Raw genomic sequence first — 12,961 nt, forward strand, 5'->3', positions numbered from 1 at the left:
TGTCAACAATCCCCGCGGCAGTCACGCATCTGCCGTGCTTCGACACCGCACCGTGACCGGCCGGTAACTTGGCTCCGGCGTCGCGCCGGGACTCAGCCGCGGACCGGCAGTCCCGTGCGGCGCGCCGCCCCGCTGCCGGACCGTGACCGCGCCTGGGAGGCGGCCGCCACGTTGCCGACGAGGCCCAGCGCGACCCACGAGGCGATGAGCGACGAACCGCCGCTGGAGACGAACGGCAGAGGCAGGCCGGTGACCGGCATGACGCCGAGGTTCATCCCGATGTTCTCGAAGGCCTGGACCCCGAACCACACGGCGACGCCGATGGCGACGAGCCGCCCGAAGGCGTCGGCTCGTCGTGCCACGAGCACGCATCGCACGACGATGAAGCCGATGAGCAGCACCAGGCCGGCGGCACCGAGGAAGCCCAGCTCCTCGCCGGCGACGGAGAAGACGAAGTCGGTCTCCTGGAAGGGGATGAAACCGCCCTGCGTCTGGCGGCCCTCGAACAGGCCCTGTCCGCCGAGCCCTCCCGAGCCGATCGCGATGCGCACCTGCCGCGTCTGGTAGCCGATCCCCTGTGGGTCGAGCGACGGGTCGAGGAAGGCTCGCAGCCGGTTGCGCTGATAGCCCGAGAGCACCGGCGTGAGGAAGGCCGCGGCGACGGCTGCCGACCCGGCGGCGAGCACGCCCAGGGTCCACAGCCCGGGCGCGCCCGCCGCCGCGATGATGACCACCGACATCGCGACGAGCACGAGCGCCGAGCCGAGGTCGGGCTGGGCGAGCACGAGCAGGACGGGGACGCCGGCGACCACCCAGGCCAGGGCGACGTCGCGGTGGCGCTGCGGCATACGGCGGTCGGCCCGCTCGGCCAGCAGCATCGCCAGCCCGATCGCGAGCGCCACCTTCATCAGCTCGGAGGGCTGGAGCGTCATCCCACCGGGCAGGCGGATCCACGAGCGCGACCCGTTGACGGTGGACCCGAGCGGCGAGACGACCGCCACGAGGCCGAGGACGGCCAGGCCGTAGACGACCGGAGCGAGGGCTCGGACGGTGCGCACGTCGAGCCGTGTGACGACGACGGCGCCCACCAGTCCGACCGCCAGCGCGACGAGCTGCTTGAGCGCCGCGGTGGCGCCGGCCTCGGCCCGCGTGGCCGACCAGATGAGCACGACGCCGACGAGGGAGAGCCCCGCGGCACCGATGAACAGGCCGAGGTCGACGCGCAGCCAGGAGCGCCGGGACCGGGGTCCGCCGCCGGCCCCCCGTGCTCCGGCTGTCTTGGCCGGCCCGCCGCCGACGCCGGCTGCTAGGACGGGACGATCGCCGAGAGGATCTCGCGACACCGTTGCACGTCCTGGGCCATCTGCTCGACGAGCGACTCGATCGAGTCGAACCTCAGCGTCGGGCGCAAGTGGTCGACGAATTCGACCGCGACGCGCTCGCCGTAGAGGTCGAGGTCGGTGCGGTCGAGGACGTACGCCTCCACCCTGCGCTGGTGCCCGTCGAACGTCGGGTTGGTGCCCACCGACACCGCGGCGGGCAGCGACCGGTCGGGGCCGGACGGGTCGAGCCCGAGGCGGAGCAGCCAGCCGGCGTAGACGCCGTCGGCGGGCACGAGGCCCTCGTGGTCCTGCGAGAGGTTGGCCGTGGGGTAGCCGAGCTCGCGGCCACGGTGGTCGCCGTGGACGACGGTGCCGGTGACCCGGTGCGGACGGCCGAGGATCTGCGCCGCGTGGGAGACGTTGCCGCCGAGGATCTCGGCCCGCAGCTGGGTCGAGCTCCACCGGGCACCGACGGCCACCCCCTCGCCGATGTCGTCGAGCGCGATGACCTCGAAGCCGTCGACCGCCCCGAGCTCGCGAAGCGTGTCGACGTCGCCGGAGTTGCGCACGCCGAAGCGGGTGTCCTTGCCGACGACGACGGCCGTGGCGCCCAGCGCCTCCACGAAGGTCGAGAGCACGAACTGCTCGGGGGTCTGCTGGGCGAACTCCGCGGTGAACTCGATGACGAGCACGGCGCCGATGCCGACGGACTCCAGGGCGTCGAGGCGCTGCTCCAGCGACATGACGGCTGCCGGGGCCCGGTCGGGATAGAGCACGGCGATGGGGTGCGGCTCGAAGGTGACGGCGACCGGCAGGGCGTCGCGCTCGGCGGCCTCGCGCACCACCCGGGTCAGCACCTCGCGGTGTCCGCGGTGCACCCCGTCGAAGTTGCCGAGGGTGACGACGGTGGGCCCGAGGTCGGTCGGGATGTCGTCGGGTCCGTACCAGCGCTGCACGGCGACCACTGTAGTGGCCGGCTTCTCGGGCTCGTGCACGCTGGTCAGACCGCAGCGTCGGACGGGAGGAAGACCACCTTCGCCCGTGCTGTCGCGCGGGTCTCGTCGAGCACGGCGACGAGGCGGCCCTCGGGGTCGATCGCCGCCACCGCCTCGGCGCCACCCGGGCCGCTGGGGATGCGCTGCCCGTGGCTGAGCCGCAGGGCGTCCGCAGCGGACACCTCGTGGACCGGGAGCTGCGCGCGAGCCGCGTCGGCGATCGGGAGCAGCCGTATGCCGGCGGGCCCCTCCGCCTCGGCCGTGGTCGTCAGCTCGTCGAGGGAGAGCGCGTGGTCGAGGCCGAACCGGCCGACGCGCGTGCGACGCAGCGCCGTCAGGTGGCCCCCGACACCGAGGGCGGACCCGAGGTCGCGGGCCAGGGCCCGCACGTACGTGCCGGAGGAGACGTCGACCTCGACGTCGACGTCGACGACGTCGATCGGGGGGCCGACCTCGACGGTCGCTGTGCCCGGCCGCACGGAGAGCACGTCGAAGCGGCTGACCGTCACGGGCCGCGGGGGGAGCTCGACGGCGTCGCCCTGACGGACCCGGGTGTAGCTGCGCACGCCCTTGACCTTGATGGCGCTGACCGCGCTCGGTACCTGATGGATGTCTCCGGTCAGTGCCGCGACGGCGGCCGGGAGCGCCGCCTCGAGCGCCGGCACGTCGTCCACGCCGAGCGCCTCGGTGGCCTCTCCCTCGGCGTCGTCGGTGAGGGTCGACATACCGAGACGGATCGTGGCGGCATACGACTTGTCACAGCCCACGAGGAAGGTGAGCAGCTTGGTGGCACGGTCGACACCCAGCACGAGCACGCCGGTCGCCATCGGGTCGAGCGTGCCGGCGTGGCCGACGCGGCGCGTGCCGCAGAGGCGGCGGGCGCGCGCGACGACGTCGTGGCTCGTCCATCCGGCCGGCTTGTCGACGACGAGCAGGCCACCCGAGCGGTGGGTCATCGGGCGTCGACGTCCGCGTCCACCTCGGCGTCCAGGGAATCGTGGTCGGCGTCGTCGGCGTGGTCGGCGTCGTCCTCGGAGCGGTCGGCGGGCTTGCGGTACGGGTCGGGGTCACCGGCGGGCTTGGCGTTGGCGGCAGCGCGCGCGAGCTCGGCGTCGCGGGCGCGCGTCTGCGCGACGAGGTCCTCGAGGTGGGCAGCTCCCTCGGGAAGGGCGTCGGCGATGAACTCGATCGACGGCGTCAGGCGGATGCCGATGCCCTTGCCGACGGCCGAGCGGATGCGGCCCTTGTTGGCCTCGAGCACCTCGGCCGTGGCCTGGCGGTCCTCGTTGCTGCCGAAGACGGTGTAGAAGACGGAGGCCTGCTGGAGGTCGCCGGTGACGCGTGCGTCGGTGATGGTGACGAAGCCGAGGCGTTCGTCCTTGAGCCGGAACTCGAGGTACTCGGCGACGATGACCTTGATCCGGTCGGCGATCTTGCGGGCGCGGGCGGGGTCAGCCATGACTACCTCTGCTTTCGTGTGTGGTGCGGTCGGTCCGGTCGGAGCCGGGCCGACGTGTGCTCACACTAGTAGCGGGCCGGTGCCGCCGCGCATTCCCACCCGCCCGTCCCCCGGCCCGGAGGGCTCTCCGACCCGCCGACTCGACTCTGCGGGTCAGACGACCACATTCCGCGCCAACCGGGTACGAGGTGCCCGTGGGCGGCAGCGACTCCGACCCCGACGGCCTCCATGCGCAGGCGGTCGCGGACCTCATCCCGATCGTGCGCCGCGTCGTCGGCGGACGGGTCGGTGGTCATCCCGCGGCCGAGGACCTCGTGCAGGAGACGCTGACGCGCGTCCTCGCGGCGTCGGCCACGATCGAGCCGGGCATGCTCGAGCCGTACGCGATCGTCACGGCCCGCAACGTCGTCGCCTCCATGTGGCGCGACGAGGACCGCAAGCGCCGCAACCAGCATCGCGCCGTCGACCTCACCGAGCCCGAGTCGCCCGAGGCACGGATCGTGCTGGACGAGGAGCAGGGCGCCATGGCCCAGGCTCTGGGGCGCCTCACGGATCGCGAGCGCCAGACCCTGCTGGCCCACGAGGTGGCCGGCACCGACACCAGGACGCTGGCACAGGAATCGGGCAGCACGGCGGGCGCCGTTGCGGCACAGCTGAACCGCACTCGGGCGCGGCTTCGGGTGGAGTACCTCCTGGCGGCTCGGCAGGTCGAGCCGCCCACCGACCGGTGCCGCCCGGTGCTCATCGCGCTGAGCAGCGCTGACCAGCGCCGCCAACGCGAGGTCGGGGCGGCGCAGCACCTGCTCGAGTGCGAGGTGTGCGCCGAGCTGAGCCAGCCGCTGCTCGAACGTGGGCAGCCGCGCGACGACACCCTCCGCATCCCCATCGCGGCCGATCCCGACATCGTCGCGGCCCGCACGGCCGCTCGCCGTCTGGCGTCGAGCCTGTCGTTCGGGCCGACCGACCTCACGGTGATCGCGACCGCCGTCTCGGAGGTCTGCCGCAACATCGTCCGTTTCGCCGGCTCGGGCGAGGTGGTCGTCGAGCTCCTGGACACGCCGAGGCGGGGCCTGCAGGTCGTGGCTCGCGACGCCGGACCCGGGATCGGTGACGTCGACGCAGCGATGACCGACGGGTTCAGCACGTACGGCGGGTTGGGCCTGGGACTCCCGGGCGTGCGCCGGCTGATGGACGAGTTCGCGGTCGTGAGCGAACCGGGCCACGGCACCACAGTGACCATGACCAAGTGGGAGAGGAACGACCATGGCTGACGAGGCACAGCGAACGACGGAGCAGGGGGCGCCGACCGACGAGGCGTCCGCCACCGCGCCGGACACGACGGCATACGACGGGGCGAGCACGCCCGGTAACGGGGAGCACCTGCTCTCGCAGCTCGTCGCGCACCTTCGCGAGCACCGCACGCGGCTGCGGGAGGAGTGGGCCGAGCGCATCCAGGAGGCGCACCTGCTCACGGCGATGACGCCCAAGGAGATGGCCGCGGAGACGACCTCCGTCTACGACAACTACGTCGAGGTGCTCGAGACCGGGAGCGTCGAGGCCCTGCAGCACTACGCCCGCGACCTCTCGGAGCGGATCATCCCGCGTGGCGTCGAGACGCACGAGGTCGTCGGCATCGTGCTGCTGCTGCGCGACGTGCTGGCGCGTTCCCTCTTCGAGAAGTACCAGCGTGACTTCTCGCTGCTCAACGAGGTGCTCGACGCCTACGAGCCGGCAGCCAACCGGATCGCCAACACCGTGGCCGTCAGCTTCGTCGACGAGCGCGAACGCGTCATCCGTCAGCAGCAGGACGCGATCCGCGAGCTGTCGACACCGGTCCTCCCCGTGCGGGAGCGCCTGCTCATCCTGCCGATCATCGGGGTGCTGGACAGCGAGCGTGCCCGGCAGCTCACCGAGCAGCTGCTCTCGGGCATCCGCAAGCACCGCGCCAAGGTCGTGGTCATCGACATCACGGGCTCGCCGGACGTCGACGAGACCGTCGCCAACCACCTCGTCCAGACGGTCGACGCGTCACGTCTCATGGGTGCGAGCGTCATCATCACAGGACTGTCCCCCAAGATCGCCCAGACCCTCGTGACCATCGGCGTGGACCTGAGCAAGATGAACACCATCGGCGACCTGCAGGGCGGCCTCGAGGAGGCCGAGAGACTGCTCGGCTACTCCGTCACCCGGAAGGAGGTCAGCAGCAGCTCGTGAACAGCGGACCAGCGCTGGTGTCGATCATGCGACAGGGAGTGAACCTGATCGCATCGGTCCACACTGCCCTCGACGACTCCGAGCTGGTGCGTTTCGAGCACGACCTGGTCGAGCAGATCGGCGAGCACCGCTCCCGCGGCGTCATCATCGACGTCGCCGCCCTCGACGTCATCGACTCGTTCGCCGCGCTCACGCTGCGGCGCATCGCCGAGATGGCCCGTCTGCGTGGGGCACGCACCGTCATCGTGGGCATCCAGCCCGACGTCGCCTTCGCGATGGTGCGACTGGGCATGCAGCCGGCGCCCGGTGGTGGCCATGTGACCACCGCGCTCGACCTCGAGGAGGGCCTGGAGCTGCTGTCAACGACGCAGGCTGCCGGCCTCCAGTCATCCGACGAGAGCGGCAGGCGGACGTGAACGGCCCGGCTGAGCGCTCCGTGCTGGGAGACCTGACCCAGAACTACCGCACGACCCTGCTGCGGTTCCTCCCCCAGCACGACGAAGGGGCCCGCGCTGCCGCGTACGAGCTGGGCCGACACGCGGTGGCCTTCGAGGTCAGCCTGCTCGACGTGTGCCGGGTGCACCACGAGGTCACCTTCGAGGTGCTGCGCGACGCGGCTGCCGACGAGGTCCTCGGCCTTGCCGAGGCGGCCACCGAGCTGCTCCTCGAGGTGCTCGCCGCGTACGACATGACCCATCGGGGCGTGCTCGGGCCCTGACGTGCAGGACCGTCTCGTCACCCGGACGCCTTGGGCCCTGCTGCATGACGCGAGTGTCGACGCGGGTTTCCCCAGCCGTGGCGCGATCCCGTGCTCAGCCGGCACCCGCCGGGCTCCCGCCACCGGCCGGGTCCCCACGTGACTCGCATCATGCACTGACCTGCCGCGCCTCTTCAGTGGCGACCGACGGCTCACCCGGCCGTTCGTGCACCGACGAAGGAGTCACACCCCATGAAGCTCGCCACCAAGCTGTGCGCCACCGGCGTCACCCTCGCCACCTCCGCTGCCCTCGGACTCATGCCCGCCGCTTCCGCCTCTGCGGCACCTGTGGCGGCGCCCGCGGCGGCGGCACCGACCAGCCCGGCGGCAACAGCGTCCTCCACCATCAACCAGACCATCCCGGGCGTCGGCAGCTTCGTCGGCACCTTCACGCCCACCCGCTTCGTCAACCAGCGTGGTCAGGTCGGCGTCACCGGCATCGTCGCAGGGACGTTCACGAACACCGCCGGCGTGGCGACCCCCGTGACCCAGGTCGTGACGACGACCGTCCAGAGCGCGGCCGCCGCGGGCTCGTGCGACATCCTCAACCTCGTGCTCGGCCCGCTGCACCTGAACGTGCTGGGCCTGGTCGTCGACCTCAACCAGGTGGTGCTGAACATCACCGGGGCGACCGGCGCAGGCAACCTGCTCGGCAACCTCCTGTGCGGCATCGCCGGGCTGCTGGACGGCAACGGCCTCTCGGGCCTGACGAACCTCCTGAACCGCCTGCTCGGCCTCTGAGCCAAGCCCCACCGGCCCTCGGCTGGCGGGCAGTCCCCCTCGCCCCGCTGCCGGGACGGCCTCTCCGGGCGGTGCTCTCACCCGGACAGGCGAACGGCGCCGACTCCCACAGGGAGTCGGCGCCGTGCCCGTGCCGGCAGCGGCTGCCGGCTGTCACGATCAGGCGCGAGGCTTCTCGCGCATCTCGTAGGTGGCGATGAGGTCACCGAGCTGCAGGTCGTTGTAGGACCCGAGGTTGATACCGCACTCGAAGCCGTCGCGGACCTCGGTGACGTCGTCCTTGAAGCGTCGCAGACCGGCCACCTCGACGTTCTCGGAGACGACGACACCGTTTCGGGTGATGCGCGCCTTGGAGCCACGCTTGATCTCGCCGCTGCGCACGATCGAGCCGGCGATGTTGCCGAACTTGCTCGAACGGAAGATCTCGCGGATCTCCGCCGTGCCGAGCTCGACCTCCTCGAACTCCGGCTTGAGCATGCCCTTGAGCGCCGCCTCGACCTCGTCGATGGCCTGGTAGATCACCGAGTAGTAGCGGATCTCGACGCCCTCGCGCTCGGCGTAGTCGGCGTTCTGGCCCTCGGCCCGGACGTTGTAGCCGATGATGACCGCGTTGGAGGCCATCGCGAGGTTGATGTTGTTCATCGTGATGGCACCGACGCCGCGGTCGATGATGCGCAGGTCGACGTCGTCGCCGACGTCGATCTTGAGCAGCGCGTCCTCGAGCGCCTCGACCGAGCCCGACACGTCACCCTTGAGGATGAGGTTGAGGGTCTCGACCTTGCCCGCCGCGAGGGCCTCGTTGAGGTCCTCGAGCGAGATGCGCTTGCGGGCCTTGGCCAGCACGGCCTGACGGTCGGCAGCCTCACGCCGCTCGGCGATCTGGCGGGCTGTGCGGTCGTCCGGCGCCACGACGAACGTGTCACCGGCGCGGGGCACCGAGCTGAGACCGAGCACCTGGACCGGGCGGGACGGACCCGCCTCCTCGACGTTCTGGCCGTGCTCGTCGAGCATGGCGCGGACGCGACCGTAGGCCGAGCCGGTGACGATGGAGTCACCGACGTGCAGCGTTCCGGTCTGGACGAGCACGGTCGCGGTGGCACCGCGACCACGGTCGAGGTTGGCCTCGATCGCGACGCCGCGAGCCTCCTTCTCCGGGTTGGCCCGCAGGTCGAGGGCCGCGTCGGCCGTGAGGAGGACGGCCTCGAGGAGTCCGTCGATGTTCTGCCCCTGGCGGGCAGAGACGTCGACGAACATCGTGTCGCCGCCGTACTCCTCGGCGATGAGGTTGTACTCGGTCAGCTGCTGGCGCACCTTGGCCGGGTTGGCACCCTCGACGTCGATCTTGTTGACGGCGACGACGATCGGCACGTCGGCGGCCTGCATGTGGTTGAGCGCCTCGATGGTCTGCGGCATGACGCCGTCGTCGGCAGCGACGACGAGGATCGCGATGTCGGTGACCTTGGCACCACGCGCACGCATGGCGGTGAACGCCTCGTGACCCGGGGTGTCGATGAAGGTGATCGCGCGGTCGACACCCTCGTGCTCACGGTGGACCTGGTAGGCACCGATGTGCTGGGTGATGCCACCGGCCTCGCCTGCCACGACGTCCTCGTTGCGGATGGCGTCGAGGAGGCGGGTCTTACCGTGGTCGACGTGGCCGACGACGGTCACGACCGGCGGTCGGGCCTCGAGGTCCTCGTCGTCCTCGCCCTCGATACCGGTCTCGAGGTCGATGTTGAAGGAGTCGAAGAGCTCCTTCTCCTCCTCCTCCGGGGAGACGACCTGGATGTCGTAGCCGAGCTCGGCGCCGAGCACCTTGAAGGTGTCCTCGTCGAGGGACTGCGTCGCCGTGGCCATCTCACCGAGGTGGAAGAGCACGGTGACGAGCGATGCCGGGTTGGCGTTGATCTTGTCGGCGAAGTCGGTCAGCGAGGAGCCCCGACGGACGCGGATGGTCGTCTTGCCGTCACCACGGGGGACGGTGACGCCACCCAGGCTCGGGGCCTGCATCTGCTCGAACTCCTGGCGCTTCGCGCGCTTGGACTTGCGTCCGCGCACCGGACGGCCACCACCGCGGCCGAAGGCACCAGCCGTCGAGCCACGGCCGCCGCCACCACCACGGGGGCCGCCGCCGAAACCGCCGGGGCGACCGCCGCCACCGGGGGCGCCGCCGGGGCCGCCGCCGAAGCCACCGCGACCGCCGCCGCCACCGGGGCCACCACGGCCCGGGCCACCGGCCGGGCGCTGGCCCGGACGGCCGACGGTGCTGCGCTCGGGCATCATGCCCGGGCTGGGACGCGGACCGCCTGGACGCGGGGCACCACCGGGTGCGCCGGGACGGCCGCCGGCAGCGGGGGCGCCGGGACGCGGCGCACCGCCGGGAGCACCGCCGGGACGCGGGGCGCCCTGGCGCTGCTGCGGACGCGGCATGCCCTGGCTGGAGCTGAACGGGTTGTTGCCCGGACGCGGACCGGCTTCGCCGCCGGGACGCGGGGGACGGGACTGGCCCATGCCCTGGCTGGGGGCGAACGGGTTGTTGCCCGGACGGGGCTGCCCGGGGCGGGGCGCCGGACGCGGGGAGGCCGGGACGCCGGAGGACTGCTGGCCACCGTCTCGGCTTGACTGCACCCGGCCCGGGGCCGACGCCGCCGGGGCCGCAGCGGCAGCCGGAGCGGCCGGTACGGGAGCGGCAGGGGCCGGAGCCTTGGGTGCCGGGGCCGGGGCTGCGGGTGCAGCCGGGGTGGCGCTGGGACCAGCTGCCCGGGTGGGGGCCGGAGCCGCCTCACGGGCCGCGGGCGCTGCCGGAGCAGGGGCCGGAGCGGCGGCGGGGGCAGCGGCAGCCGGTGCCGGTGCCGACGGTCCCGGGACGGCCTTCTGCGGCGCGGCCGGGGTCGCGCTGGGGCTGGCAGCCTTGGCTGCCGGCTTCTTGTCGCCGCCAGAAGCGCCTTCGCGGGGGAAGGTCTCCATGATCTTGCGGACGACGGGGGGCTCGATGGTCGACGACGCCGACCGGACGAACTCTCCCTGGCTCTTCAAGTGTGCGAGCAGTGTCTTGCTCTCGACTCCGAGCTCCTTGGCGAGCTCGTAGACTCGGACCTTAGCCACATCTCTCCTGTTCCTGGTCCGGCCTGAACAGGAAGTGGCCGAACCGTGGGTTATTGCTGGGGCTTGCTCATCGCTGAGTACTCATCGGGTGCTCATAGCGTTTTCAACCCGCCTTGGTTCGCTGACTGATTACTGACTGACTACTGCTCCGGTGCGCCCTCTCGGAGGGTGCCCGGGGTGTTACGGCTGCTGGATGCCGAGGTGTCGTGCGACCGCGCTCACGTCGACCCCGGCCTGCAGGCGCAGGCCACGACCGAACGCCTTGCGGCGCACTGCCAGCTCGAAGCACTTGGGCGTCGGGTGCAGCCATGCACCACGTCCGGGCCTCCGGTGCCTCGGGTCGGGACGAAGCGTGACCAGGGCGTTCCCGGTGTCTTCGTCCGTCGCCGCGACCACTCGCAGCAGAGCCGACCAGCTATCCGATCCTCGACATCCCACACAGGTGCGGGATGGCTCAGCACGGAGTCCAGTCCGGTCGGCCACAGAAGAGTCTACCGCGTTCAGGCCCCGGCCCGCTCCACGGGGTTCCGGCGGGGCCGGCGACACGCCGTCGGACCGGGGGCTGTCATCCGGCCGGTCGTATGCCGTCGCGCGCGTGGCCGGCGGGACCTTCACTCAGGGGCGACCTCGACGCCGCCGCCGCCGGGGGCGGCCCCGGCGTCGGTGTCGGGCCGGATGTCGATGCGCCAGCCGGTGAGCTTCGCGGCGAGGCGGGCGTTCTGACCCTCCTTGCCGATGGCGAGGCTCAGCTGGTAGTCCGGCACGACGACGCGCGCCGCGCGGGCGGAGGCGTCGACGATCTCGACCGACTGCACCCGGGCGGGCGAGAGCGCGGCTGCGACGAACGCCGCAGGGTCCTCGGCGTAGTCGACGATGTCGATCTTCTCGCCGCGCAGCTCGGTCATGACCGCCCGCACGCGGGCCCCCATCGGACCGATGCAGGCGCCCTTGGCGTTGACGCCGGACACCTTGCTGTGGACGGCGATCTTCGTGCGGTGCCCCGCCTCACGCGCCAGCGCCGCGATCTCGACGGTGCCGTCGGCGATCTCGGGCACCTCGAACTTGAAGAGGGTCCGCACCAGGTTCGGGTGCGTGCGCGACAGCCCCACCTGCGGGCCCTTCGGCCCACGCTTGACGCTGACCACGAAGCACCGGAGCCGCTCGCCGTGGACGTAGCGCTCGCCCGGCACCTGCTCGGCGAGCGGCAGGATGCCCTCGACCGTGCCGAAGTCGACGAGGACGTTCCGGGGGTCCTGGCTCTGCTGGATGATGCCCGAGATGACGTCGCCCTCGCGGCCCTTGAAGTCGCCGAGGATCGCTTCGTCCTCGAGGTCGCGCAGGCGCTGGACGATGACCTGCCGCGCCGTCGAGGCCGCGATGCGGCCGAAGCCCACGGGGGTGTCGTCGAACTCGGGTCCGGGCTCGCCGCGCTGGGGGCGCTCGCCGTCCTCGGTCGGGGGCAGCAGATCGCCTTCCTCGCGAGCCCAGACGATGACGTGGCCGGACTTGCGGTCGAGCTCGACGCGGGCGATGCGCTGGCTGCCGTCGGTGCGGTGGTAGGCCACGAGCAGCGCCTGCTCGATGGCGGGGATGAGGACGTCGAGGCTGATGTCGCGTTCCCTCTCCAGGGCGCGCAGTGCTGCGAGGTCGATGTCCATCAGTGGTCCCCTTCCGGAGCGGCCGCCTCGTCGAGGTCGTCAGTGCCGTCTCGTGTGCCGTCTCGTGTGTCTTCGTGTGCGTCGGCGGTGTCGACCCGCTTGAACTCGACCTGCACGGTGCCGCGCTCGACGCCGTCGAGGTCGAGCGTCAGGTGACGCGCCGGGGTCTTCTTCGTCGCGGGGACCTCGAGCTGGAGGGCGTCGGCACCGACCTCGGTCAGCCGGCCCGTGTCGGTGCCGCCCTGGTGGACGACCTCGACGAGGCGCCCCACCTGGCGGCGTAGCTGGTCGCGTGAGGAGAGCGGCCGACCGACGCCCGGCGAGGACACCTCGAGGACGTAGGGCGACTGGCCCATGACGTCGCTCGCGTCGAGCTCGTCGCTCACGGCGCGGGTGGCGTCGGCGACGGCGTCGAGCGAGAGCGGCGGGACCGGGCTGGTGGTGTCGGCGACGTCGAGGCCGCTGATGTCGGAGTCGACGAGGACGCGGACGATGCGTCGCTTGCCCGCGGGCGACACGGAGACGTCTTCGACGACGAGCCCGAGGGGCGCGAGAACCGGCTCGAGCGTCGCTCTGATCTCCTGGGCCGTGCTCATCGGTCGACGCCTCCTGCTCTTCTCGAATGTCCGGCGCCACGCCCCGTGGGGGCGGTGACGGCACCGCGTGGAACCCCACTCTAGTGGCGCCGGGGCGTCGTCGCCGACCGCCCG

Annotated in this window: 13 protein-coding genes; 5 read left to right on the forward strand and 8 right to left on the reverse strand. The window is 72.0% G+C overall.

All coding sequences use genetic code 11. The features are described 5' to 3' along the window. Positions 1-92: 92 nt before the first annotated feature. From rodA to rbfA, 4 genes are read right to left on the reverse strand one after another with little or no spacing between them, the layout of a single operon-like run. The gene (rodA, locus tag AB4091_RS09835) at positions 93-1,343 is read right to left on the reverse strand and encodes a rod shape-determining protein RodA (RefSeq protein ID WP_442291568.1); all 1,251 of its coding nucleotides are present in this window, start codon (positions 1,341-1,343) and stop codon (positions 93-95) included. Then, on the reverse strand, positions 1,307-2,278 hold the full coding sequence (locus tag AB4091_RS09840) for a bifunctional riboflavin kinase/FAD synthetase (RefSeq protein ID WP_442291569.1): 972 nt from the start codon (positions 2,276-2,278) through the stop codon (positions 1,307-1,309). The genes rodA and AB4091_RS09840 overlap by 37 nt, the downstream gene beginning before the upstream one ends. Positions 2,279-2,322: 44 nt before the next feature. Continuing rightward, entirely contained in the window at positions 2,323-3,273 is a 951-nt protein-coding gene (truB, locus tag AB4091_RS09845) for a tRNA pseudouridine(55) synthase TruB (protein ID WP_442291570.1), read from the reverse strand. Beyond that, a complete protein-coding gene (gene rbfA, locus AB4091_RS09850) occupies positions 3,270-3,776 on the reverse strand; it encodes a 30S ribosome-binding factor RbfA (RefSeq protein ID WP_442291571.1) in 507 nt (168 codons plus the stop codon). The genes truB and rbfA overlap by 4 nt, the downstream gene beginning before the upstream one ends. Positions 3,777-3,970: 194 nt before the next feature. Between rbfA and AB4091_RS09855 the strand changes: the two genes are divergently transcribed. From AB4091_RS09855 to AB4091_RS09875, 5 genes are all read left to right on the forward strand, one after another. Further along, on the forward strand, positions 3,971-5,047 hold the full coding sequence (locus AB4091_RS09855; RefSeq protein WP_442291572.1) for a sigma-70 family RNA polymerase sigma factor: 1,077 nt from the start codon (positions 3,971-3,973) through the stop codon (positions 5,045-5,047). Next, positions 5,040-5,990 (forward strand): STAS domain-containing protein, encoded by a 951-nt coding sequence (locus AB4091_RS09860; protein WP_442291573.1) that lies wholly within the window; start codon positions 5,040-5,042, stop codon positions 5,988-5,990. Before AB4091_RS09855 ends, AB4091_RS09860 begins: the two co-directional genes overlap by 8 nt. Then, entirely contained in the window at positions 5,987-6,406 is a 420-nt protein-coding gene (locus AB4091_RS09865) for an STAS domain-containing protein (RefSeq protein WP_442291574.1), read from the forward strand. The genes AB4091_RS09860 and AB4091_RS09865 overlap by 4 nt, the downstream gene beginning before the upstream one ends. After that, positions 6,403-6,708: a phosphatase RsbU N-terminal domain-containing protein gene (locus AB4091_RS09870; RefSeq protein WP_442291575.1), complete on the forward strand. Its 306-nt coding sequence runs from the start codon at positions 6,403-6,405 to the stop codon at positions 6,706-6,708. Before AB4091_RS09865 ends, AB4091_RS09870 begins: the two co-directional genes overlap by 4 nt. Positions 6,709-6,939: 231 nt before the next feature. Then, entirely contained in the window at positions 6,940-7,488 is a 549-nt protein-coding gene (locus tag AB4091_RS09875; RefSeq protein WP_442291576.1) for an ABC transporter substrate-binding protein, read from the forward strand. A gap of 159 nt (positions 7,489-7,647) precedes the next feature. On the opposite strand, the gene infB is transcribed toward AB4091_RS09875, so the two are convergent. The 4 genes from infB to rimP all read right to left on the reverse strand — a co-directional run bounded on the left by infB (position 7,648) and on the right by rimP (position 12,847). Continuing rightward, the gene (gene infB / locus AB4091_RS09880; protein WP_442291577.1) at positions 7,648-10,593 is read right to left on the reverse strand and encodes a translation initiation factor IF-2; all 2,946 of its coding nucleotides are present in this window, start codon (positions 10,591-10,593) and stop codon (positions 7,648-7,650) included. A gap of 180 nt (positions 10,594-10,773) precedes the next feature. Beyond that, positions 10,774-11,208 carry a YlxR family protein gene (locus tag AB4091_RS09885; protein WP_442291578.1) on the reverse strand — a complete coding sequence of 145 codons (435 nt, stop codon included), beginning with the start codon at positions 11,206-11,208 and terminating at the stop codon, positions 10,774-10,776. Continuing rightward, positions 11,205-12,251 (reverse strand): transcription termination factor NusA, encoded by a 1,047-nt coding sequence (nusA, locus tag AB4091_RS09890; protein WP_442291579.1) that lies wholly within the window; start codon positions 12,249-12,251, stop codon positions 11,205-11,207. Before nusA ends, AB4091_RS09885 begins: the two co-directional genes overlap by 4 nt. After that, complete coding sequence (gene rimP, locus AB4091_RS09895) at positions 12,251-12,847, reverse strand: ribosome maturation factor RimP (protein WP_442291580.1); 597 nt, start codon at positions 12,845-12,847, stop codon at positions 12,251-12,253. Before rimP ends, nusA begins: the two co-directional genes overlap by 1 nt. Positions 12,848-12,961 lie beyond the last annotated feature (114 nt).

Origin of the sequence: Terrabacter sp. 2RAF25 (genome assembly GCF_052115265.1) — a bacterium.
GTDB lineage: Bacteria > Actinomycetota > Actinomycetes > Actinomycetales > Dermatophilaceae > Terrabacter.

Coding starts and splice junctions, on each gene's coding strand:
- truB (WP_442291570.1), bottom strand. CDS start 3,273: ATGACCCACCGCTCGGGTGGCCTGCTCGTCGTCGACAAGCCGGCCGGA.
- rbfA (WP_442291571.1), bottom strand. CDS start 3,776: ATGGCTGACCCCGCCCGCGCCCGCAAGATCGCCGACCGGATCAAGGTC.
- AB4091_RS09860 (WP_442291573.1), top strand. CDS start 5,040: ATGGCTGACGAGGCACAGCGAACGACGGAGCAGGGGGCGCCGACCGAC.
- AB4091_RS09875 (WP_442291576.1), top strand. CDS start 6,940: ATGAAGCTCGCCACCAAGCTGTGCGCCACCGGCGTCACCCTCGCCACC.
- nusA (WP_442291579.1), bottom strand. CDS start 12,251: ATGGACATCGACCTCGCAGCACTGCGCGCCCTGGAGAGGGAACGCGAC.
- rimP (WP_442291580.1), bottom strand. CDS start 12,847: ATGAGCACGGCCCAGGAGATCAGAGCGACGCTCGAGCCGGTTCTCGCG.